We start from the raw sequence: 20,515 nt of genomic DNA on the forward strand, positions 1-20,515 counted from the left end.
CCAGTTTGCGGTCCGGCCAGTGTAGGAGGGAGACGCCGGGGGTCAATCAGCATCGCCGCAACTGATGGTTGTCCATAAACCCCGGGCTTGGGCCCGGCCGAGAGTCTGGCTATGCTTGCCGGCATTCGTCGAGGAGATGCGCCCGTGAGAACCCCCATTGCCCTGTCGCTGGCCCTGTGCCTGAGTCTGTTCCCGTCGTTCGCCTCGGCCGAGGAGGCCGCGCCGGAAGGCGAGGGCGCGAACAAGCCGGTCTACGTCGACCTGACCCCGGCGCTGGTCGGCAACTACGGCAGCGGGCCGCGCCTGCAGTACTACAAGGCCGACATCGCCCTGCAGGTGGCCGACAAGGACGCGGCGACCAAGGTCGAGCATCACGAGCCCTTGATCCGCAACCAGTTGATCATGCTGTTCGCCCAGCAGACCGACCAGAGCCTGGGTACGGTCGAGGCCAAGGAAAGCCTGCGCCAGGAGGCGCTGAAGCAGGTCCAGCAGACCCTCGAGCAGGAAGAGGGCAAGCCGCTGGTGACCGACCTGCTGTTCAACAACCTCATCGTCCAGCCCTGAGGTCAACTATCCGTTCTGTCCCGCGCTCCCGGATGCGAGGCACCGGCGATTCTGCTTTCCTGTGAGATTCGGTCGGGCGCGTCTGACGTGCATCAACACCCGCGCGCCGCCCTGGAGGGACAATCGAGCCAGTGAAGTCCGCGGCGGCCGCGCTTTCCAGCGTGAGCGCCATCGCCGCGGCCTGGCCGGACGTGCGAGGAGAAGGGATGAAACAGGAAAGCAAACGGTGGCTGAGCCGTGCCCTGGTCGTGGCGGCGCTGCTCGGCGTAGGCGTGCTGGTCTGGCAGGTATCGCGACCGACCGGCCTGGGCGAGGGATTCGCCAGCGGCAACGGACGCATCGAGGCCACCGAGGTGGACGTGGCGGCCAAGCTTCCCGGGCGGGTCGCCGAGATCAAGGTCGACGAGGGCGACTTCGTCAAGGCCGGCGAAATCGTCGCGCGGATGGATACTCAGGTGCTCGAGGCGCAGTTGGCCCAGGCCCAGGCCCAGGTGCGCCAGGCGGAGAACGCCAAGCTCACCGCGACCTCGCTGGTGGCCCAGCGCGAGAGCGAGAAGAGCACTGCCCAGGCCGTGGTGGCGCAGCGCCAGGCCGAGCTGACAGCGGCGCAGAAGCGCTTCACCCGTACCGAGGCGCTGGTCAAGCGCAATGCCCTGCCGCAACAGCAACTCGATGACGATCGGGCGACCCTGCAGAGCGCCCAGGCGGCGTTGTCCGCGGCACGCTCGCAAGTGATTTCGGCGCAGGCGGCGATCGAGGCCGGGCGTTCCCAGGTAATCGAGGCGCAGTCGGCCATCGAGGCGGCCAAGGCCAGCGTCGCCCGGCTCCAGGCGGATATCGACGACAGCCTGCTCAAGGCGCCGCGCAACGGCCGCGTGCAGTACCGCGTGGCACAGCCGGGGGAAGTGCTGCCGGCCGGTGGCAAGCTCCTCAACATGGTCGACCTGGCCGACGTCTACATGACTTTCTTCCTGCCATCCATGCAGGCCGGCAGGGTCGGACTGGGCCAGGAAGTGCGCTTGGTGATCGACGCGGTGCCGGACTACGTGATCCCGGCCAAGGTTTCCTATGTCGCCAGTGTCGCCCAGTTCACCCCGAAAACGGTGGAAACCGCCAACGAGCGGGAGAAGCTGATGTTCCGGGTCAAGGCGCGGCTCGATCCGGCGCTGCTGGAAAAATACATCACCTACGTCAAGACCGGCGTGCCCGGAATGGCCTACCTGCGACTGGACCCTGAGGTCGAGTGGCCGGCCAACCTGCAGATCAAGGTTCCGCAATGACCGCTGGCGGGAGCGGCGTGGCGAGCCTCCGGGGCGTTTCGCTGCGCTACGGCGAGACGCGTGCGGTTGACGACGTCAGCCTGGAGATCCCGGCCAACCGCATGGTCGGCCTGATCGGTCCGGACGGGGTCGGCAAGTCCAGCCTGCTGGCGCTGCTGGCCGGCGCACGGAAGATGCAGGATGGCGAGATCCGCGTGCTCGATGGCGACATGCGCGACCGCCGCCACCGCCGGGCGGTCTGCCCGCGCATCGCCTACATGCCCCAGGGGCTGGGCAAGAACCTCTACCCGACGCTCTCGGTGTTCGAGAACGTCGACTTCTTCGGTCGGCTGTTCGGCCACGACAAGGCCGAGCGCGAGCGGCGCATCGCCGATCTGCTGCAAAGCACCGGATTGGCGCCGTTCGCCGAGCGTCCTGCGGGCAAGCTGTCCGGCGGCATGAAGCAGAAGCTCGGGCTGTGCTGCGCGCTGATCCACGATCCCGACCTGCTGATCCTCGACGAGCCGACCACCGGCGTCGACCCGCTGTCGCGCAACCAGTTCTGGGAGCTGATCGGCCGTATCCGCGCGGGCCGCGAAGGCATGAGCGTGCTGGTCGCCACCGCCTACATGGAGGAAGCCGAGCGCTTCGACTGGCTGGTGGCGATGGATGACGGAAAGGTCCTGGCCACCGGTACGCCGCAGGAGCTGCGCGAGCGTACCGGGACGCAGAGCCTCGAGTCGGCGTTCATCGCCCTGCTGCCGGAAAGCAAGCGCGCCGGCCACCATCGATTGGTGATCCCGCCGCGACCGCAGAGCGAAGGCGCGCCGCGGATCGCCATCGAGGCCGAGGGCCTGACCTGTCGTTTCGGCGACTTCGTCGCGGTCGATCACGTCAGCTTCCGTATCGAGCGTGGGGAAATCTTCGGCTTTCTCGGCTCCAACGGCTGCGGCAAGTCCACCACCATGAAGATGCTCACCGGCCTGCTGCCGGCCAGCGAAGGCACGTGCGCGCTGTTCGGCCAGCCGGTGGACGCCAGCGACATGGCGACCCGTCGCCGGGTCGGCTACATGTCCCAGGCCTTTTCCCTGTATGCCGAGCTGAGCGTGCGGCAGAACCTGGTGTTGCACGCCCGGCTGTTCCACCTGCCGGCGGATGGCATCCCGGCACGGGTCGGCGAAATGCTCCGGCGCTTCGACCTGGAGAAGGTGGCCGACGAGCTGCCCAACGACCTGCCGCTGGGCATTCGCCAGCGTCTGTCGCTGGCGGTGGCGGTGATCCACAAGCCGGAAATCCTGATCCTCGACGAGCCCACTTCGGGGGTCGACCCGGTGGCTCGCGACGGCTTCTGGGAGCTGATGGTCGAGCTGTCGCGCCGCGACGGGGTGACCATCTTCATTTCCACCCACTTCATGAACGAGGCTCAGCGCTGCGATCGCATCTCGCTGATGCATGCCGGCAAGGTACTGGCCAGCGATACTCCCGATGAGCTGGTGCGCCAGCGTGGTCTGCCGACCCTGGAAGCGACCTTCATCGCTTACCTGGAGGAAGCCGCGGGTGCCGCCGCGCCAGCGCAACCGGCCGAGGCGCCGGCCGTCGCGGAGCAGCCCGGCGATGGCCAGGAGCGCCAGGCGCAACGCGAACGCTTCAGCCCCCTGCGGCTGTTCAGCTATGCGCGCCGCGAAGCCATGGAGCTGCGCCGCGACCCGATCCGCCTGACCCTGGCCCTGCTCGGCACCGCGCTGCTGATGTTCATCATCGGCTATGGCATCAACATGGACGTCGAGGACCTCTCCTGGGCGGTCCTCGACCGTGACCAGACCACCACCAGCCAGGCCTACGCGCTGAACATCGCCGGCTCGCGCTATTTCGTCGAACATGCGCCGATCACCGACCCGGACGACCTCGACCGGCGCCTGCGCAGCGGCGAGCTGAGCCTGGCGGTGGAGATTCCGCCGAACTTCGGGCGCGATCTCAAGCGTGGCTCCGATCCGGCCATCGGCGTGTGGATCGACGGAGCGATGCCGACCCGTGCCAACACCGTGCTCGGCTACGTGCAGGGCCTGCACACCAGCTACCTGGCGGACCTCTCGCGGCAGGCGGGTGGGGCCGAGGCCAGCGCGGCGGCCAGCACCGAGGTGCGCTATCGCTACAACCCCGACGTGGAAAGCCTGAAGGCGATGGTGCCGGCGGTGATCCCGCTGCTGCTGATCATGATCCCGGCCATGCTCACCGCCCTCGGCGTGGTGCGCGAAAAGGAACTGGGTTCGATCACCAACCTCTATGTCACCCCGGTGACGCGCCTGGAGTTCCTGGTCGGCAAGCAGCTGCCCTACGTCGCCATGGGCATGATCAACTTCCTGCTGATGCTGGTCCTGGCCATCGTGGTATTTCGCGTGCCGCTCAAGGGCAGCTTCCTGGCGTTGACCATCGGCGCTTTCCTCTATGTGGTCACCAGCACTGGCCTCGGGCTGTTCCTCTCGACGTTCATGCGCAGCCAGATCGCCGCTGTATTCGGCGTGGCGATCGCCACCATGATCCCGGCGATCCAGTTCTCCGGGCTGATCCACCCGGTGTCCTCGCTGGAGGGTGCGGCGGCCTGGATCGGCAAGCTCTATCCGACCTCGCATTTCCTGGTGGTCAGCCGCGGCGCCTTTTCCAAATCGCTGGGCCTGTCCGATCTCTGGGCCTACTACCTGCCGCTTGCCGCTTCCATCGTGGTGCTGACCCTGCTCAGCGTGGCCTGCCTGAAGAAGCAGGAGGACTGAGCGATGCGCAGCCTGGCCAACATCTTCAACCTGGGCATCAAGGAGTTCCGCAGTCTCGGCCGCGACTACGCGATGCTGGCACTGATCGTCTGGGCCTTCACCCTGGGCGTCTACAGTTCCGCCACCGGTATTCCGGAAACCTTGCATCACGCGCCGATCGCGGTGGTCGACGAGGACCGCTCGCAGCTCTCGTCGCGTATCGTCAATGCCTTCCAGCCCCCATACTTCCGGCCGCCGGAAATGATCGGTCATGCCGAGATGGATCGCGGCATGGACGTCGGCCTGTATACCTTCACCCTCGATATCCCGCCGGACTTCCAGCGCGACGTGCTCGCCGGGCGCAAGCCCTCGATCCAGGTCAACGTCGACGCGACCCAGACCGGGCAGGCCTTCTCTGGCGCGGGCTACATCCAGAACATCGTCGCCACCGAGGTGCGCGAATTCGTCAGCCGCTACCGCGCGGAGCCGAGCATGCCGGCGCAGATCGAGGTGCGCATGGAATTCAACCCGAACCTGACCCAGGCCTGGTTCGGCGGGGTGATGGAAGTGATCAACCAGATCACCATGCTGTCGATCATCCTCACCGGCGCCGCGCTGATCCGCGAGCGCGAGCACGGCACCGTCGAGCACTTGCTGGTGATGCCGCTGTCGGCCTTCGAGATCATGATGGCCAAGGTCTGGTCGATGGGGCTGGTGGTGCTGGTGGCGGCGGGGCTCTCGTTGCAGTGGGTGGTGCGTGGCTGGCTGGACGTGCCGATCAGCGGCTCGGTGGGACTGTTCCTGCTCGGCGCCGGATTGCATCTGTTCGCCACCACCTCCATGGGCATATTCCTCGGCACGGTGGCGCGTTCGATGCCGCAGCTCGGACTGTTGACCATCCTCGTGCTGCTGCCGCTGAACATCCTTTCGGGCGGCACCACGCCACGGGAAAGCATGCCGGAACTGGTGCAGAACATCATGCTGGCGGCGCCGACCACGCATTTCGTCAGCCTGGCCCAGGCGATCCTGTTCCGCGGCGCCGGTTTCGACATCGTCTGGCCGCAGTTCGCCGGTATCGTGGTGATCGGTTCGGCGTTCTTCTTCGGCGCGCTCTGGCGTTTCCGCCGGACCATCTCGCAGATGGCCTGAGCGATGGCTTCAGCGTTTCGCCAGCGGCAGGATCGCCTGCCATTCCTCGGCGCTGACCGGCATTACCGAGAGGCGGCTGCCCTTCTGCACCAGGGCGAGGTTGGCCAGGGCGTCCTGGGCCTTCAGCCGGGCCAGTGGAACGACCTCGGCGAAGGCTTCGACGAAGCTGACGTCGCGGGCGCTCCAGGGGTTCTTCCCGGCGCTGGCCTTGGGGTCGTGGTAGGGGCTGGCGGGATCCAGGGCCGTGGGATCGGGGTAGGCTTCGCCTTCGATGCGGGCGATACCGGCGATGCCGGGCTGCGGGCAACTGGAGTGGTAGAAGAAGAACAGGTCGCCGGAGTTCATGCTGCGGATGAAGTTGCGCGCCTGATAGTTGCGCACGCCATCCCAGCGGGCGGTTCCGAGGTGTTGCAGGTCGCGGATTGAGAGTTCGTCCGGCTCGGATTTCATCAGCCAGTAGGCAGGCATGAACTTTGCTCCTCTTTCGTAGATATACGTAGGAAACGTCTGCGCGTGACCACCGGTCGCCGGTGTAATTGCGTATGACTTCAGCTTATCGGAAAATGCCGTTTTTCAGCGGGGCAGGGTGCTCAGGCGATAAGATAATCGCAAGGACCGGCCTCGAAAATTGCCTGGAAGGGGGAGGCAATCGATGAAGCGCAAGCCAGACTTGCTGTGGGTTTTGGTCATCATCTTCGGACTTGGGGTCGTCACCACCGGTTATACCCAGAGCCTCTGGGAACGACAGGCCAGTACGCCCGCCCAGGTGACGCAACAGCCGTAAGACTCGCCGGGTATCGCATGGAACGCGGTACCCAGGGTTCTCCCTCCTTCCTAGCGTTTCCCTGCCACGTACCAGCCCGCATCGGTCACCGTTCCCGCCAGGGGAATGTCCCAGCTGGCCAGCGCCAGTCGATCCACCTTCTGACATTCATGGGCCAGGCCGATCAGCGTCGGTTTGTGACCATTTTTGCGCCTCGCCAGGTAGGCCAGGCTGCGGTCGTAGAAGCCGCCGCCCATGCCCAGGCGCCCGCCCTGTTCGTCGAACCCCACCAGCGGCAGCAGTACCAGGTCCAGCGCCCAGGCCTTGCGCTGGCGGCCGGCGTCGGCCAGCGGTTCGCTGATGCGGAAGCGGTTGCGGGTCCAGCGTTCGCCGCTGCCGACCCGCTGGAACACCATGCGCGTCCGCGGCCAGGGCGCCAGCACCGGCAGGTAGGTGGCCTTGCCGCGCTTCTGCGCCGCACGCAGCAGCGGACGCGGGTCGATCTCGCCGTCGTTGGGCAGGTACAGGGCGATATGGCGGGCACGGCGAAAAAGGGGATGCTGCGCCAGTTGTCGATAGAGGGCGCGGGCGGCGAGGCGTTGCTGCAGGGGGGAGAGCGCGCGGCGCGCCTGGCGGAGCTTGCGGCGCAGGGCCGGGCGGCTGAGGTCTTGCGATTCGATCATGTGGAAAGGTAGCTCCCCGGTCGTGCCGCTGTCGGGTTAGCCCTTGAACCCGAAAGTTCAAGGTGGCGGTTGCAGTAGACCTTAAGGCTTTCCGTCGTGCGGACATGCACACCGGTCCAACTGGCAACCTCCGTTGTTGCAGTTATCGGCTCAGGGACATCACCGACTGGCCAACACACCAGGGAGCGGAGGCCAGTATACCCGAATTGGCCGCGCCCGGGTCAGGCTTCGCCGGCATCGGCCGGATTCGCCAGGGCGCGGTCGACGCGATCGAGCAGTTCGCGCACGCGCTCGCGGGTCGAGCTGCTTTCCTGGTCCAGGCGCTCCTTGCGGTGCAGCAGGTCGTGGGTGATGTTGAGGGCGGCCATCACGGCAACCCGGTCGGCGCCGATGACTTTGCCGCTGGAGCGGATCTCGCGCATCTTGCCGTCCAGGTAACGGGCGGCGCTTTCCAGGTTGGCGCGCTCGTCGTCCGGGCAATTGATGCAGTATTCCTTGTCGAGAATCTGCACGGTGAGGGTATTCGACTGGCTCATGTGTCCTGCTCCAAGGCTTTCAGACGCAAAATCATCGCTTCGACCTTGTGTCTCGCCATTTCGTTCTTTTCGATCAGATGAGCGCGCTCTTCGCGCCAGGACTTTTCGTTCGCCCGCAGCAGCCGGTTCTCCGCCTTGAGCTGTTCCAGCTTCTGGAGCAGCTGGTCGAACTTGGCCGTCAACAATTGCAGATCGGCGTCTTCCATGGGCTCTCGCTTGGGAATTGGGGTGATTGGACAACTATATAGGATCGTCCCCGGTCGGGGCCAATGCCCCGGCCGGGCCGGCGCGCCGGCAACCGGTCGCATGGTCTTGCCGGGGCGGGCGGTGCTAGGATAACCACCTTCATTTCACGTGTAGCGCCCCAATGGCGCCCAGCCGTCAGGGTCCCGAGATGTCCACTCAGAATTCCGCCTACAGCGCCTTTTCCTCCCTTCTCGCCGAGGCGGCCATGCCGGTCTCGCCGGCCGAACTGCACGGCCATCTGCTGGGTCGGGTCTGCGCCGGCGCCGGCTTCGACGAGGCCGCCTGGCAACACGCTGCCGCCGAACTGCTCGGCGGCGCGCCGGGCGAACGACTCAAGGCCGCGTTGTCCGGCCTGCTCGGCATGGTCCGGCAGGACTTTTCCGCCGGCGAGGTCGCCGTCGTCATGCTCCTGCCCGACGACGAAACCCCGCTCGCCCAGCGCACCGAGGCGCTCGGCCAATGGTGCCAGGGTTTCCTCGCCGGTTTCGGCCTCACCGCCCGCGAAGGCAGCCTGACCGGCGAAGCCGAGGAAGTGCTGCAGGACATGGCCGCCATCGCCCAGGTCCAGGGCCAGTTGGAAGACAGCGAGGACGGCGAGACGGACTATATGGAAGTCATGGAATACCTGCGGGTCGCTCCGCTGCTGCTGTTCGCCGAGTGCGGCAAGCCGCTGGAGCCCGCTCCCAAGCCTTCACTGCACTGAGGTTTCTGCATGATCCGTATCCCCAAGTCGGAGTACGCCCGTCGGCGCAAGGCGCTGATGGCGCAGATGGAACCCAACAGCATCGCCATCCTGCCGGCGGCGCCGATGTACATCCGCAATCGCGACGTCGAGCATGTCTACCGCCAGGACAGCGACTTCCAGTACCTCACCGGCTTCCCCGAGCCGGAGGCGGTGATGGCGCTGATTCCCGGCCGTGCCCACGGCGAATACGTGCTGTTCTGCCGCGAGCGGGATCCGGAGCGTGAACTGTGGGACGGCCTGCGCGCCGGCCAGGACGGTGCGATCGGCCAGTACGGCGCCGACGACGCCTTTCCCATCGGCGATATCGACGACATCCTGCCCGGCCTGATCGAAGGCCGCGACCGGGTCTACTACGCCCTTGGCGCCAATCCCGACTTCGACCGCCGGCTGATGGACTGGATCAACGTGATCCGCTCCAAGGCCCGCCAGGGCGCGCAGCCGCCGAACGAGTTCGTTGCCCTCGACCACCTGCTGCACGACCAGCGGCTGTACAAGAGCGCCAACGAAGTGAAGGTCATGCGCTACGCCGCCGAGGTCTCCGCCCGGGCGCACATCCGGGCGATGGAGGTGTGCCGGCCGGGGCTGTTCGAGTACCACCTGGAAGCCGAACTGGAATACGAGTTCCGCAAGGGCGGGGCGAAGATGCCGGCCTACGGTTCGATCGTCGCCGCCGGACGCAACGCCTGCATCCTGCACTACCGCGAGAACGATGCGGCGATCAAGGACGGCGACCTGATCCTGATCGATGCCGGCTGCGAGATCGACTGCTACGCCAGCGACATCACCCGTACCTTCCCCGCCAATGGCCGCTTCAGTCCCGAGCAGAAGGCGATCTACGAACTGGTGCTGGAAGCCAACATGGCGGCGTTCGACTACATCGCCCCCGGTCGCCACTGGAACGAGGCCCATGAGGCCACCGTACGGGTCATCACCGCCGGGCTGGTGCGCCTGGGCCTGCTGGAGGGCGACGTCGACGAGCTGATCGCCCACGAGGCCTACAAGGCTTTCTACATGCACCGCGCCGGCCACTGGCTGGGGATGGACGTGCACGACGTCGGCGAGTACCGCGTCGGCGGCGAATGGCGGGTGCTCGAACCGGGCATGGCGATGACCGTCGAGCCGGGCATCTACATCGCCCCGGACAATACCTCGGTGGCGAAGAAGTGGCGCGGTATCGGCGTACGCATCGAGGACGACGTGGTGGTCACCCGCAATGGCTGCGAAGTGCTGACCAACGGCGTGCCGAAGACCGTCGCCGAGATCGAGGCGCTGATGGCCGCGGCCAAGAGCGAGGCAGCCTGAGGTGACGATGAGCAAGGTCAACCTGGCGATCATCGGCGGGGGCCTGGTCGGCGCCTCGCTGGCGCTGGCCCTGCAGGCCGGCGCTCGGGAGCGCGGCTGGTCGATCGTGCTGATCGAACCCTTCGCCCCCGGCAACGCCTACCAGCCCAGCTACGACGCCCGCTCTTCGGCGCTGTCCTACGGCAGCCGGCAGATCTACGAGCGACTCGGCCTGTGGCCGGCGATCGCCGAGCGGGCCGAGCCGATCCTGCATATCCATGTTTCCGACCGCGGCCGCTTCGGCGCCACCCGCCTGACCGCCATCGAGGAAGGCGTGCCGGCGCTGGGCTACGTGGTGGAGAACGCCTGGCTCGGCCAGTGCCTGTGGAAGGCGCTCGACCCCGAGGTGGTGCGCTGGCACTGCCCGGCCGAAGTGAAGACCCTGGAAGCCCGGGAGGGCGGTTACCGGCTTACCCTCGACGACGAGACGCAACTCGATTGCGAGCTGGCGATCCTCGCCGATGGCGGTCGTTCCGGGCTGCGCGAACAACTTGGCATCGCCGTGGAGCAGACGCCGTACCGGCAGACTGCGCTGATCGCCAACGTATCGCCCTCCGAGGCGCACCTCGGGCAGGCCTTCGAGCGCTTCACCCCCAGCGGTCCGATGGCCCTCCTGCCGTTGCCGGATAACCGTTGCGCGCTGATCTGGACCCGCCCAGGCAAGGACGCCGAACGCCTGCGTGGCCTCGATGACGCGGCCTTCCTCGGCGAGCTGCAGGCTGCCTTCGGCTACCGCCTCGGCGCCTTCCGCCAGGTCGGCGCACGGCACTGCTACCCCTTGCACCTGGTCGAGGCCCGCGAGCAGGTGCGTCCGCACCTGGTGGTGCTGGGCAACGCTGCGCACAGTCTGCACCCCATCGCCGGCCAGGGCTTCAACCTGTCGTTGCGCGACACCCTGGCGCTGGTCGACGCCCTGCTCCACGACGACGCGCCGCTGGGCGAGTTCGCCGTGCTGCAGCGCTACCTCGATGGGCAGCGCCTGGACCAGCAGATGACCGTCGGCTTCTCCGACCGGGTGACCCGGCTGTTCTCCAACGACCGCGCGCTGCTCGGCGCCGGGCGCAACCTCGGCCTGCTCGGGCTCGACCTGCTGCCGCCGGCCAAGCGCTGGTTCGCCCGCCAGGCCATGGGCCTCGGCGCGCGGCCGCTGTAGCGCCATGCCGGTCTGGTCGAGGGCGCGCAAGGCCCGCCTGCTGCGCTTCGCCATGAATCTCTACCCGCCCTTCCTGGGGGCGGGCATCCGTGTGCGGCACATCGCTGGCGATTTCCGCGAGGTTCGGGTGCGCATGGGCCTGAACCGGCTCAATCGCAACTATGTAGGCACCCAGTTCGGCGGCAGCCTCTACGCGATGACCGACCCGTTCTTCATGCTGATGCTGATGGAGAACCTGGGCCGCGACTACGTGGTCTGGGACAAGGCGGCCAACATCGAGTTCGTCAGCCCGGGCAAGGGCCCGGTGCATGCGCATTTCAGCATCGACCAGAAGCTGCTCGACGAGGTCCGCGAGCGGACCGCCGGCGGCGAGAAGTACCTGCCCCGGCTGCACGCCGAAGTGCGCGACGACGCCGGCACCCTGGTGGCGCGGGTTCAGAAAACCCTGTACGTGCGGCTCAAGCCGCGCCTGCGGAACGCGGCCTGAAGAGGGCCCACGAGTGGAGAACGAGGATATGCACGCGGATCTGGTCATCGTCGGCGCCGGCATGGTCGGTAGCGCCCTGGCCCTGGCCCTGGAGGGCAGCGGCCTGGAGGTGCTGCTGGTGGACGGCGGCTCGCTCGACGTGGCGCCGTTCAAGCCGGAGGCGCCCTACGAGCCGCGGGTCAGCGCGCTGTCCGAAGCCAGCCGGCGGATTCTCCAGCGCCTGCATGCCTGGGACGGCATCGTCGCGCGCCGCGCCGAGCCCTATCGCGAGATGCAGGTGTGGGATGGCTCCGGCACCGGGCGGATCGGCTTCAGCGCCGCCAGCGTGCACGCCGAGGTACTCGGCCATATCGTCGAGAACCGGGTGGTGCAGGACGCCCTGCTGGAACGCCTGCACGATTCCACCACCGGCCTGCTGGCCAATGCGCGCCTGGAACAGATGCGCCACTCCGGCGACGACTGGCTGCTGACCCTGGCCGACGGTCGCCAGCTGCGTGCGCCGCTGGTGGTCGCCGCCGACGGCGCCAACTCGGCGGTACGCCGCCTGGCCGGCTGCGCCACCCGCGAATGGGATTACCTGCACCACGCCATCGTCACCAGCGTGCGCTGCGAGAACGCGCACCGCGCAACCGCCTGGCAGCGCTTCACCGACGACGGTCCGCTGGCCTTCCTGCCCCTGCCGGACCGCGGCGACGAGCACTGGTGCTCGATCGTCTGGTCGACCACCCCGGAACAGGCAGAACGCCTGATGGCGTTGGACGAGGATGGCTTCCGCGCCGCCCTCGGCGAAGCCTTCGAACAGCGCCTGGGCGCCATCCTGCATGCCGACCGGCGCCTGTGCATCCCGCTGCGCCAGCGGCACGCCAAGCGTTACGTCGAGCCGGGCCTGGCGCTGGTCGGCGACGCTGCGCACACCATCCACCCGCTGGCCGGACAGGGCGTGAACCTGGGCTTCCTCGATGCGGCGGTGCTGTCCGAGGTCCTGTTGCACGCCCTGGAGCGCGGCGAACGGCTTGCCGACGAACGCGTGCTGAGTCGCTTCGAGCGGCGGCGGATGCCGCACAACCTGGGCATGATGACGGCGATGGAAGGCTTCGAGCGCCTGTTCCAGGCCGACCGGTTGCCGCTGCGCTGGCTGCGCAACGCCGGCCTGCGCCTGGTCGACGGCCATCACGAGGCGAAGGCGCTGTTCGTCCGCCAGGCGCTTGGCCTCAGCGGCGACCTGCCGTCGCTGGCACGAGTCTGAGCGGGGCGGCCCCCCTGACGGGAGGGCCGCCAGTCCTCAGAACAGCGCCGCGCAGTCACGCATGACCTGCGCCTTGTTGCGCAGGTAGAGCCCGAACAGGTTGCGCGCGGCTTCTTCGTTCACCTCGATTTCCATCGCCTCGACGAAGGCGTTCACCGCCGTCGTGGCGTGGGCGAAATGATTGCTCTCGGTGCCGCCGGTGTGCACCGTTACCCAGGCCACGGTGGCGCGGGCGCGTTCGGCGGGTACGCCCATGTCGCGGCTGAACCATTCCTTGTACAGCGGGTGGATGTACTCCACCTCGCCGTGGGTATAGACCTCGTGTACCAGCGTGGTCAGCAGTCCCTGCATCAGGTCGCGCTCGCGCAGGCGCTGGCGGTCGGTCCAGTCCTTGAACGCCTGCGCCGAAGGCAGGCAGTTCTCGCGCAGCAGCCAGCGGTCGTCGCCGCAAAGGGTGGTGGCCATGGTGTAGAAAAGATCGGCATGCACGGTGTTGCCGAGGGCGCCGAGGTCTTCGTCGGTGATCCGTTGCAGGCTGCCGCAGGCTCGATAGAGCTGGTCTGCCGCTGCCGAACCCTGTTCCGAACGGGCCAGCAGGGTCAGGCGATTGGCCAGTCCGGAAACGCTGGCCGCCGAGTTGTTGGTCTTCGACCAACTGGCGAAGAACTTGCGCAGCGGCTCGACCGCCTGGCGCCGGGCGGTGACCCGGGCGAAGGCGTCCTCGATGTCCAGCAACGACGCCGTCTCGTCCCAGAAGGCCCGGAACAGTGCGTGGCGCAGGGTTCCGGCGGGCATGTCGTTGAGGACCGGCTCGATGACGCCGAGCAGCTTGCTGTGGGGGGTGATGACATGGTTCATGGCTAACCTCCTGTCGGTTCTTGTTGTTCTTGCGATGGTTACGGTCTTCCTTGCGACGCGCGCAGGGCCGCGCGTTCGGCCTGTGGTGCGGACCAGCCGTAGCGGGTCAGAAGCAACGGCAGCAACTGGGCCAGGAGGATCAGGCCCAGGCAGCCCGGCCAGCCCCAGCGCTCCCAGAATGGCGCCGGCAGTACCGCGCCGAGGCTGCCGCCGGCGTAGTAGCAGGTCAGGTAGAGGCCGACGGCACCGGCCTTGTCGGTCCCGGCATTGCTGGCGGTGAAGGCGTTGACCGTGGACTGTGCGAGGAACACGCCGGTGGCGCTGAGGGCCAGGCCGACGAGAATCGTCGGCAGGCCCGGCGCCAGGGTCAGCAGCGAGCCGCACACGCCCAGCAGCGATGCGCCCAGCAGCAACTGGCGGTGCGGGCGGGTGCGGGCCAGGCGGCCGCTGGCGGGAATCACCAGCAGGGCGAGGAGGAACACCGCGTAGATCGAGCCGAGCTGAGCGGTGTCCAGGCTGTACGGCTGACGGCTGAGATGGATGCCGATATAGGTGAACATGGCGACCTGGGAAAAGAGGACACAGAACCCCACCGCGTAGGAGGACAGCAGCGGAGCCCGGAACAGTTCACGGGATACTAAGGGGCGTTTCCCGAGTGCGGGCGCGTGCCTGCCAGAATTGGCAGGGAGCAGCGCACGGATGGCGACAGCGATGAGCAGGGTCAGCCCGGCGAGGATCCGGAAGGCGACGCGCCAATCCCACTCCTCGGTCAGCAGGCCGGTGAGGAAGCGTCCGGCGAAGCCGCCGAGGATGGTCCCGGCGACATAGAGGCTGGTCAGCTCGATGACCGCGCCGCCGCTCCAGCGCTCGCCGATGTAGGCCACGCTGCTGGCGAACAGCAGGGGAATCAGCATCCCTTCGGCGAAGCGCCAGAGCAGGAAGGCGGCGAAGCTGCCGGCATGGGCGGCCAGCAGCATGGGCACGCAGAGCAGGCTGGCGGCGAAGGCGATCACCCGGCTGCGCTCGCGGCCGCCGCTGAGTCGGCCGACGAAGGGCGCGGCGAGAGCCACCGCCAGGGTGGTGGCGGTGATGCTCCAGTTCGATTGATGGGCGCTGATGTGGAAGCTCGCCGCCAGTTCGTCGAAGATGCCCTGGGTGGTATAGAGATTGAGGAACGCAGCGCAACCGCAGAGAAACAGCGCGAGGCGGGGGAAACCCTGGGACGAATTCATGGAACGCTCTGCCTGGACGAGAAACCCCCTGTTATAGGGGCGCTCCCGACGGGCTGGCCAATACCGATTCAGGACCGATCGATACCGAGGAACCGCATGCTCGACCTACGCCGCCTGCGCTGCTTCGCAGCCGTTGCCGAAACCCTGCATTTCGGCCGCGCCGCCCAGCGCCTGCACATGGCGCAGCCGCCCTTGACCCGGCAGATATCCGCGCTGGAGGAAGAGCTGGGCTTTCGCCTGTTCGACCGCTCCAGCCGGGCGGTGACCCTCACCGCCGAGGGCAGCCTGTTCCTGCCTTACGCACGCGCCCTGCTGGACCAACTGGAGCGCACCGCCGGCTTCGCCCGCAAGCTGGCGCAGGGGCTGGCCGGCCACCTGACCCTCGGCTACGCCAGCTCCATCGCCCTGTCGGACCTGTTCACCGAGGCGATCCGACTGTTCCGCGAGCGCCATCCGGAGGTGCAACTGGAGCTGCTCGAAGGCGCTTCGGCGGCGCAATGGGCGCAGATCGCCGAAGGCGGCATCGATGTGGGGCTGGGGCGCCTGCCGCCGCCGGAAGGCCAGGTCGGCATCGAGGTGCTGGCCCTGGGCGGCGAGCCGCTGGTGGTGGCCGTGCCCAACGGCGATCCGCTGGCGCGGCAAGAGCGGATCGACCTGTACGATCTGCGTGATCGGCCGCTGATCCTGTTTCCACTGGACTACGGCTCCGGCCTCAACGAACTGATCGAGCGCCTCTACCGGAAGGCCGGGCTGGCGCTGACGAGGGGGCCGGCCGGACGCCAGATCACCTCGATCATCGCCCTGGTCGCGGCCGGCCAGGGCGTTGCCCTGGTGCCGCGTTGCAGCACCGCGCTGGCCCGGGCCGGAGTCGTCTATCGCCCGCTGGCCGAGCCCGAGGCGCTGGCCGATTTCCTCGTCTTCACCCGCCGCCATGGCCGCAGCGCCGCGGTGGAGGCGTTCCTCGCCATCCTCGGTGGCTTGGACGCAGGCGAAACACCCCGACACATTTAGTCGCGCGGGTTCGCAAGCGAGATTTCTTATCATTCGTGCCTACGTTCCGCTGACGAGGCTGTTCTTCATGCAGGCAAGCAAAGCTCTACTCGCCGCCCTGGCCCTGGGCATCACCGGCCTGGCCCAGGCCGCCGACGAAGTGGTGGTGTATTCCTCGCGCATCGACGAGCTGATCAAGCCGGTGTTCGATGCCTACACCAGCAAGACCGGCGTGAAGGTCAAGTTCATCACCGACAAGGAAGCGCCGCTGATGGCGCGGATCAAGGCCGAAGGCGCTAACACCCCGGCCGACCTGCTGCTCACCGTGGACGCCGGCAACCTCTGGCAGGCCGAGCAGATGGGCCTGCTGCAACCGTTCAAGTCGGCCACCATCGAACGGAACATTCCCTCGCAGTATCGTTCCAGCACCGATAGCTGGACCGGACTGTCGCTGCGCGCGCGGACCATCGTCTACTCCACCGAGCGGGTCAAGCCGGAAGAGCTGAGCACCTACGAAGCCCTGGCCGACAAGCAATGGGAAGGCCGCCTGTGCCTGCGCACGGCGAAGAAGGTCTACAACCAGTCGCTGACCGGGACCCTGATCGAGACCCACGGGGCGCAGAAGACCGAGGAAATCCTCCAGGGCTGGGTGAACAACCTGGCCACCGACGTATTCGCCGACGACAACGCGGTGATCCAGGCGGTGGACGCCGGCCAGTGCGACGTCGGCATCGTCAATACCTACTACTACGGGCGCCTGCACAAGCAGAACCCGAACCTGCGGGTCAAGCTGTTCTGGCCGAACCAGGCCGACCGCGGCGTCCACGTCAACCTGTCGGGCATCGGCCTGACTCGCCACGCGCCGCATCCCGAGGCAGCCAAGGCGCTGGTGGAATGGATGACCGGGCCCGACGCCCAGGCGCTGTTCGCCGGGATCAACCAGGAATTCCCGGCCAACCCGCAGGTCGCGCCGTCAGCCGAAGTCGCCAGCTGGGGCAGCTTCAAGGCCGACAGCATCCCGGTGGAAGTTGCCGGCAAGCGCCAGGCCGAGGCGATTCGCCTGATGGACCGCGCCGGCTGGAACTGACCGCCGGTTATACTCGGCGCCCCGGCTCGTCCGAGCGGGGCGTCGTTCGTTCCGCACCGAGGATTTCGTGGCCCATCCCGCTCCCCGCCGCTGGTACCCCATCACCTTCACCGTTGCCGCGCTGGTGCTGCTGCCGCTCAGCGTGCTGCTGCTGAGCTGGCTGGAGATCGACCGGGAAATCTGGAGCCACCTGTGGGATACCCAGTTGCCGCGCCTGCTCGGCAACACCCTGACCCTGGTGCTCGGCGTCGGCATCGGCGTGACTCTACTCGGGGTCAGCCTGGCCTGGCTCACCAGCCTCTGCGAATTCCCCGGGCGGCGCTGGCTGGACTGGGCGCTGATGTTGCCGTTCGCGATCCCGGCCTACGTCCTGGCGTTCGTCTTCGTCGGCCTGCTGGATTTCGCCGGACCGGTGCAGAGCCTGCTGCGCGAGTGGTTCGGCAGCGGCCTGCGGTTGCCGCGCGTACGCTCCACCGGCGGGGTGATCCTGGTCCTGGTGCTGGTGTTCTATCCCTATGTCTACCTGCTCGCGCGCAGCGCCTTCATCGCCCAGGGCAAGGGCCTGATGGAAGCCGCGCGGGTTCTCGGCCTGTCGCCCTGGCAGGCGTTCCTGCGGGTCGCCCTGCCGATGGCGCGGCCGGCGATCGGCGCCGGCCTGGCGCTGGCGGTGATGGAAACCCTGGCCGACTTCGGCGCGGTATCGGTGTTCAACTTCGACACCTTCACCACCGCCATCTACAAGACCTGGTACGGCTTCTACAGCCTCTCCAGCGCCGCCCAGCTGGCCAGCCTGTTGTTGCTCGGGGTATGCCTGGTGCTGCTCGGCGAGCGCCACACGCGAGGCCGAGCCAAGGCCGCCAGCGAGCGTCCGCGCGGCGCGCCGCTGTATCGCCTGCGCGGCGCCAGGGCGCTGGCGGCGAGCGCCTGGTGCGGGCTGGTGTTCCTCTGCGCCTTCGTGATTCCCGTGGCGCAACTGGTTGTCTGGTTCTGGCGCCAGGGCCGTTTCGACCTCGACGAGCGCTACTGGGACCTGATCGGCCATACCCTGACGCTGGGCGGCATCGGCGCGCTGGCGACGGTCGCCGTGGCCCTGCTGCTGGCCTTCGCCGTGCGCCTGGCGCCGACTCGCGCTATCCGCGGCGCGGTGGGCCTGGGCAACCTCGGTTATGCGCTGCCGGGCTCGGTCCTGGCGGTTTCGATCATGCTGGCCTTCAGCTGGCTGGACAATCACTGGGTGATCCCGCTTTCCAGCGCCCTCGGCGGCGCCGGCAAGCCGCTGCTGCTGGGCAGTCTGTTCGCCCTGCTGCTGGCCTACCTGATCCGTTTCATGGCGGTGGCCTACGGGCCGCTGGAAAGCGGGCTGGCGCGGATCCGCCCGTCGCTGCCGGAAGCTTCGCGCAGCCTCGGCGTGGGCGGCCCGCTGCTGTTCCTGCGGGTCTACCTGCCGCTGTTGCTGCCGGCCTCGCTGAGCGCCGCGCTGCTGGTCTTCGTCGACGTGCTCAAGGAGATGCCGGCGACCCTGCTGATGCGTCCCTTCGGTTGGGACACCCTGGCCGTACGGATCTTCGAGATGACCAGCGAGGGCGAATGGGCGCGCGCCTCGCTGCCGGCCCTGACCCTGGTGCTGGTCGGCCTGCTACCGGTGGTCGGGTTGATTCGTCGTTCTGCCCATCATTCAGATCGCTGAGCCCAGTATCCATGCAGGTCGTAGGGTCTATGCACGGATCGCGGCACGCTTCCATGGTGTCCTGCTCCGGGGCTTGCGGCTACAATGCGCGCGATTTCGTGCCGGCGGTCCCTGCCGACGGCACCCGCTACGCCCGGAAGGAGAATACCCATGGGATTGCGCACCCCGCTTTACGAGCTGCACGTCGCGCTCGGCGCCAAGATGGTCGATTTCGGCGGTTGGGACATGCCGCTGCACTACGGTTCGCAGGTCGAGGAGCACCATCAGGTCCGGCGTGACTGCGGCGTCTTCGACGTGTCCCACATGACCGTGGTCGACGTCGCCGGCGAGCAGGCCACGGCCTATCTGCAGCATCTCCTGGCGAACGACGTGGCGCGTCTCGGCGAAACCGGCAAGGCGCTCTACAGCGCGATGCTCAACGAAGAGGGCGGGGTGGTCGACGACCTGATCGTCTACCTGACCGAGCACGGCTACCGGGTGGTGGTCAATGCTTCCACCCGCGACAAGGACATCGCCTGGATGCAGGCGCAGGCCGCCGGCTTCAAGGTCGACCTGCAGGAACGCGGCGACCTGGCGATGCTCGCCATCCAGGGCCCCAACGCCCGCGTGCACAGCTCCGAACTGGTATCCCCGGCACGCGCCGCGCTGATACGCGAACTCAAGCCGTTCCAGGGCCGTGCCGAGGGCGACTGGTTCATCGCTCGCACTGGCTACACCGGCGAGGACGGCCTGGAAATCATGCTGCCGGCCGCCGAGGCGCCGGGTTTCCTCAACGAGCTGGTTGGCGCCGGGATCTCCCCGGCGGGCCTGGGTGCGCGCGATACGCTGCGCCTGGAGGCCGGGCTCAATCTCTACGGCCAGGACATGGACGAAAGCGTTTCCCCGCTTGCCGCCAACATGGGCTGGACCGTAGCCTGGGAGCCGGTTGCGCGGGACTTCGTCGGCCGCCGCGCGCTGGAAGCGCAGAAGGCCGCCGGCGACCAGCCGAAGCTGGTCGGCCTGGTACTGGAGGAGCGCGGCGTGCTGCGCGCCCACCAGGTGGTGCGGGTAGCTGGCATTGGTGAGGGGGAGATCACCAGCGGCAGCTTTTCGCCTACCCTGAACAAGTCCATCGCGCTGGCCCGCGTGCCGGCCGCCACCGGCGACCGCGCCGAGGTGGAAATCCGCGGCAAGTGGTACCCGGTACGGGTGGTCCAGCCCAGTTTCGTGCGTCACGGCAAGCCCCTGATCTAACCTGGCAATGGCGACCGCCGTCGCCCCCGACTTCGAGGAAAACAAGATGAGCAATATTCCCGCCGAACTGCGTTACGCCCAGAGCCACGAATGGGCTCGCCTGGAAGCCGACGGCAGCGTTACCGTGGGCATTTCCGACCATGCCCAGGAAGCCCTTGGCGATGTGGTCTTCATCGAGCTGCCGGAGCTGGGCAAGACCCTCGCCGCCGGGCAGGAAGCGGGCGTGGTCGAGTCGGTGAAGGCCGCCTCCGACATCTATTCGCCGATCGGCGGCGAAGTCATCGCCATCAACGAAGCCCTGGCCGACACCCCGGAAGACGTCAACAACGACCCGTACGCGTCCTGGTTCTTCAAGCTCAAGCCGAGCAATCCGGCCGAGCTGGACAAGCTGCTCGATGCCGCTGGCTACCAGGCCGCCGTCGACGCGGAAGGCTGAGCCGCCGCGTAGTCGCGACAAAACCCGCTATCCTTGGACAAGGCCTCGATCATTCGAGGCTTTGTTCTTTTTG

Annotated in this window: 21 protein-coding genes and 1 other RNA gene; 15 read left to right on the forward strand and 7 right to left on the reverse strand. The window is 67.5% G+C overall.

Annotated elements, in window-relative coordinates; translation table 11 throughout:
* Positions 1-144: 144 nt before the first annotated feature.
* The 4 genes from JHD77_RS07655 (at position 145) to JHD77_RS07670 (ending at position 5,719) form a co-directional block, all read left to right on the forward strand.
* Positions 145-564, forward strand: a complete 420-nt coding sequence (locus JHD77_RS07655) for a flagellar basal body-associated protein FliL (protein WP_003096328.1) — start codon at positions 145-147, stop codon at positions 562-564.
* Between the two features lie 206 nt (positions 565-770).
* Positions 771-1,844: an HlyD family secretion protein gene (locus tag JHD77_RS07660; protein WP_003136086.1), complete on the forward strand. Its 1,074-nt coding sequence runs from the start codon at positions 771-773 to the stop codon at positions 1,842-1,844.
* Positions 1,841-4,591: a ribosome-associated ATPase/putative transporter RbbA gene (gene rbbA / locus JHD77_RS07665; RefSeq protein WP_003114043.1), complete on the forward strand. Its 2,751-nt coding sequence runs from the start codon at positions 1,841-1,843 to the stop codon at positions 4,589-4,591. Before JHD77_RS07660 ends, rbbA begins: the two co-directional genes overlap by 4 nt.
* A gap of 3 nt (positions 4,592-4,594) precedes the next feature.
* Positions 4,595-5,719: an ABC transporter permease gene (locus JHD77_RS07670; protein WP_003099197.1), complete on the forward strand. Its 1,125-nt coding sequence runs from the start codon at positions 4,595-4,597 to the stop codon at positions 5,717-5,719.
* A gap of 9 nt (positions 5,720-5,728) precedes the next feature.
* On the opposite strand, the gene JHD77_RS07675 is transcribed toward JHD77_RS07670, so the two are convergent.
* On the reverse strand, positions 5,729-6,187 hold the full coding sequence (locus JHD77_RS07675; protein WP_023105651.1) for an EVE domain-containing protein: 459 nt from the start codon (positions 6,185-6,187) through the stop codon (positions 5,729-5,731).
* Between the two features lie 184 nt (positions 6,188-6,371).
* On the opposite strand from JHD77_RS07675, the gene JHD77_RS32655 reads away from it, so the two are divergent.
* Positions 6,372-6,503 (forward strand): hypothetical protein, encoded by a 132-nt coding sequence (locus tag JHD77_RS32655; protein WP_003096323.1) that lies wholly within the window; start codon positions 6,372-6,374, stop codon positions 6,501-6,503.
* A gap of 50 nt (positions 6,504-6,553) precedes the next feature.
* On the opposite strand, the gene JHD77_RS07680 is transcribed toward JHD77_RS32655, so the two are convergent.
* The 4 genes from JHD77_RS07680 to JHD77_RS07695 all read right to left on the reverse strand — a co-directional run bounded on the left by JHD77_RS07680 (position 6,554) and on the right by JHD77_RS07695 (position 7,907).
* The gene (locus JHD77_RS07680) at positions 6,554-7,165 is read right to left on the reverse strand and encodes a 5-formyltetrahydrofolate cyclo-ligase (protein ID WP_003096321.1); all 612 of its coding nucleotides are present in this window, start codon (positions 7,163-7,165) and stop codon (positions 6,554-6,556) included.
* A 9-nt stretch (positions 7,166-7,174) separates the two neighbouring features.
* Positions 7,175-7,353, reverse strand: a non-coding RNA gene (gene ssrS, locus JHD77_RS07685) — 6S RNA.
* A 33-nt stretch (positions 7,354-7,386) separates the two neighbouring features.
* The gene (locus JHD77_RS07690; RefSeq protein ID WP_003096316.1) at positions 7,387-7,701 is read right to left on the reverse strand and encodes a cell division protein ZapA; all 315 of its coding nucleotides are present in this window, start codon (positions 7,699-7,701) and stop codon (positions 7,387-7,389) included.
* Positions 7,698-7,907 carry a TIGR02449 family protein gene (locus JHD77_RS07695; RefSeq protein WP_003096314.1) on the reverse strand — a complete coding sequence of 70 codons (210 nt, stop codon included), beginning with the start codon at positions 7,905-7,907 and terminating at the stop codon, positions 7,698-7,700. The genes JHD77_RS07690 and JHD77_RS07695 overlap by 4 nt, the downstream gene beginning before the upstream one ends.
* A 188-nt stretch (positions 7,908-8,095) precedes the next feature.
* On the opposite strand from JHD77_RS07695, the gene JHD77_RS07700 reads away from it, so the two are divergent.
* From JHD77_RS07700 to JHD77_RS07720, 5 genes are read left to right on the forward strand one after another with little or no spacing between them, the layout of a single operon-like run.
* A complete protein-coding gene (locus tag JHD77_RS07700; protein ID WP_003099193.1) occupies positions 8,096-8,650 on the forward strand; it encodes a YecA/YgfB family protein in 555 nt (184 codons plus the stop codon).
* A 9-nt stretch (positions 8,651-8,659) separates the two neighbouring features.
* Positions 8,660-9,994 (forward strand): Xaa-Pro aminopeptidase, encoded by a 1,335-nt coding sequence (pepP, locus tag JHD77_RS07705; protein WP_003096308.1) that lies wholly within the window; start codon positions 8,660-8,662, stop codon positions 9,992-9,994.
* A gap of 7 nt (positions 9,995-10,001) precedes the next feature.
* The gene (ubiH, locus tag JHD77_RS07710; protein ID WP_003099190.1) at positions 10,002-11,186 is read left to right on the forward strand and encodes a 2-octaprenyl-6-methoxyphenyl hydroxylase; all 1,185 of its coding nucleotides are present in this window, start codon (positions 10,002-10,004) and stop codon (positions 11,184-11,186) included.
* A gap of 4 nt (positions 11,187-11,190) precedes the next feature.
* Positions 11,191-11,673, forward strand: a complete 483-nt coding sequence (locus tag JHD77_RS07715) for a hotdog fold domain-containing protein (RefSeq protein WP_003099189.1) — start codon at positions 11,191-11,193, stop codon at positions 11,671-11,673.
* A 28-nt stretch (positions 11,674-11,701) separates the two neighbouring features.
* Positions 11,702-12,919 (forward strand): 2-octaprenyl-3-methyl-6-methoxy-1,4-benzoquinol hydroxylase, encoded by a 1,218-nt coding sequence (locus tag JHD77_RS07720; RefSeq protein WP_003120388.1) that lies wholly within the window; start codon positions 11,702-11,704, stop codon positions 12,917-12,919.
* A gap of 36 nt (positions 12,920-12,955) precedes the next feature.
* On the opposite strand, the gene JHD77_RS07725 is transcribed toward JHD77_RS07720, so the two are convergent.
* Both JHD77_RS07725 and JHD77_RS07730 read right to left on the reverse strand, forming a co-directional pair.
* Positions 12,956-13,777 carry a hypothetical protein gene (locus tag JHD77_RS07725; protein ID WP_003124860.1) on the reverse strand — a complete coding sequence of 274 codons (822 nt, stop codon included), beginning with the start codon at positions 13,775-13,777 and terminating at the stop codon, positions 12,956-12,958.
* A 38-nt stretch (positions 13,778-13,815) separates the two neighbouring features.
* Positions 13,816-15,009, reverse strand: a complete 1,194-nt coding sequence (locus JHD77_RS07730; RefSeq protein ID WP_003124861.1) for an MFS transporter — start codon at positions 15,007-15,009, stop codon at positions 13,816-13,818.
* Between the two features lie 96 nt (positions 15,010-15,105).
* Between JHD77_RS07730 and JHD77_RS07735 the strand changes: the two genes are divergently transcribed.
* The 5 genes from JHD77_RS07735 (at position 15,106) to gcvH (ending at position 20,442) form a co-directional block, all read left to right on the forward strand.
* On the forward strand, positions 15,106-16,020 hold the full coding sequence (locus JHD77_RS07735; protein ID WP_003099180.1) for a LysR family transcriptional regulator: 915 nt from the start codon (positions 15,106-15,108) through the stop codon (positions 16,018-16,020).
* A 67-nt stretch (positions 16,021-16,087) separates the two neighbouring features.
* Complete coding sequence (locus tag JHD77_RS07740; RefSeq protein WP_003096289.1) at positions 16,088-17,086, forward strand: extracellular solute-binding protein; 999 nt, start codon at positions 16,088-16,090, stop codon at positions 17,084-17,086.
* A 67-nt stretch (positions 17,087-17,153) separates the two neighbouring features.
* On the forward strand, positions 17,154-18,773 hold the full coding sequence (locus JHD77_RS07745; RefSeq protein WP_034022342.1) for an ABC transporter permease: 1,620 nt from the start codon (positions 17,154-17,156) through the stop codon (positions 18,771-18,773).
* A gap of 150 nt (positions 18,774-18,923) precedes the next feature.
* On the forward strand, positions 18,924-20,006 hold the full coding sequence (gene gcvT / locus JHD77_RS07750) for a glycine cleavage system aminomethyltransferase GcvT (RefSeq protein ID WP_003114049.1): 1,083 nt from the start codon (positions 18,924-18,926) through the stop codon (positions 20,004-20,006).
* A gap of 46 nt (positions 20,007-20,052) precedes the next feature.
* Positions 20,053-20,442 (forward strand): glycine cleavage system protein GcvH, encoded by a 390-nt coding sequence (gene gcvH / locus JHD77_RS07755; RefSeq protein WP_003107397.1) that lies wholly within the window; start codon positions 20,053-20,055, stop codon positions 20,440-20,442.
* The last annotated feature ends 73 nt before the right edge of the window (positions 20,443-20,515 follow it).

Origin of the sequence: Pseudomonas sp. P20 (genome assembly GCF_016463925.1) — a bacterium.
Classification (GTDB): Bacteria; Pseudomonadota; Gammaproteobacteria; order Pseudomonadales; family Pseudomonadaceae; genus Pseudomonas; species Pseudomonas aeruginosa.

Bases quoted from the DNA above. Each gene is read 5' to 3' on its own strand.
- JHD77_RS32655 (WP_003096323.1), top strand. From the start codon at position 6,372: ATGAAGCGCAAGCCAGACTTGCTGTGGGTTTTGGTCATCATCTTCGGA.
- JHD77_RS07680 (WP_003096321.1), bottom strand. From the start codon at position 7,165: ATGATCGAATCGCAAGACCTCAGCCGCCCGGCCCTGCGCCGCAAGCTC.
- pepP (WP_003096308.1), top strand. From the start codon at position 8,660: ATGATCCGTATCCCCAAGTCGGAGTACGCCCGTCGGCGCAAGGCGCTG.
- JHD77_RS07700 (WP_003099193.1), top strand. From the start codon at position 8,096: ATGTCCACTCAGAATTCCGCCTACAGCGCCTTTTCCTCCCTTCTCGCC.
- rbbA (WP_003114043.1), top strand. From the start codon at position 1,841: ATGACCGCTGGCGGGAGCGGCGTGGCGAGCCTCCGGGGCGTTTCGCTG.
- JHD77_RS07735 (WP_003099180.1), top strand. From the start codon at position 15,106: ATGCTCGACCTACGCCGCCTGCGCTGCTTCGCAGCCGTTGCCGAAACC.
- JHD77_RS07670 (WP_003099197.1), top strand. From the start codon at position 4,595: ATGCGCAGCCTGGCCAACATCTTCAACCTGGGCATCAAGGAGTTCCGC.
- JHD77_RS07740 (WP_003096289.1), top strand. From the start codon at position 16,088: ATGCAGGCAAGCAAAGCTCTACTCGCCGCCCTGGCCCTGGGCATCACC.
- JHD77_RS07695 (WP_003096314.1), bottom strand. From the start codon at position 7,907: ATGGAAGACGCCGATCTGCAATTGTTGACGGCCAAGTTCGACCAGCTG.
- ubiH (WP_003099190.1), top strand. From the start codon at position 10,002: ATGAGCAAGGTCAACCTGGCGATCATCGGCGGGGGCCTGGTCGGCGCC.
- JHD77_RS07690 (WP_003096316.1), bottom strand. From the start codon at position 7,701: ATGAGCCAGTCGAATACCCTCACCGTGCAGATTCTCGACAAGGAATAC.
- JHD77_RS07720 (WP_003120388.1), top strand. From the start codon at position 11,702: ATGCACGCGGATCTGGTCATCGTCGGCGCCGGCATGGTCGGTAGCGCC.
- JHD77_RS07675 (WP_023105651.1), bottom strand. From the start codon at position 6,187: ATGCCTGCCTACTGGCTGATGAAATCCGAGCCGGACGAACTCTCAATC.
- gcvT (WP_003114049.1), top strand. From the start codon at position 18,924: ATGGGATTGCGCACCCCGCTTTACGAGCTGCACGTCGCGCTCGGCGCC.
- JHD77_RS07730 (WP_003124861.1), bottom strand. From the start codon at position 15,009: ATGAATTCGTCCCAGGGTTTCCCCCGCCTCGCGCTGTTTCTCTGCGGT.
- JHD77_RS07715 (WP_003099189.1), top strand. From the start codon at position 11,191: ATGCCGGTCTGGTCGAGGGCGCGCAAGGCCCGCCTGCTGCGCTTCGCC.
- JHD77_RS07660 (WP_003136086.1), top strand. From the start codon at position 771: ATGAAACAGGAAAGCAAACGGTGGCTGAGCCGTGCCCTGGTCGTGGCG.
- gcvH (WP_003107397.1), top strand. From the start codon at position 20,053: ATGAGCAATATTCCCGCCGAACTGCGTTACGCCCAGAGCCACGAATGG.
- JHD77_RS07725 (WP_003124860.1), bottom strand. From the start codon at position 13,777: ATGAACCATGTCATCACCCCCCACAGCAAGCTGCTCGGCGTCATCGAG.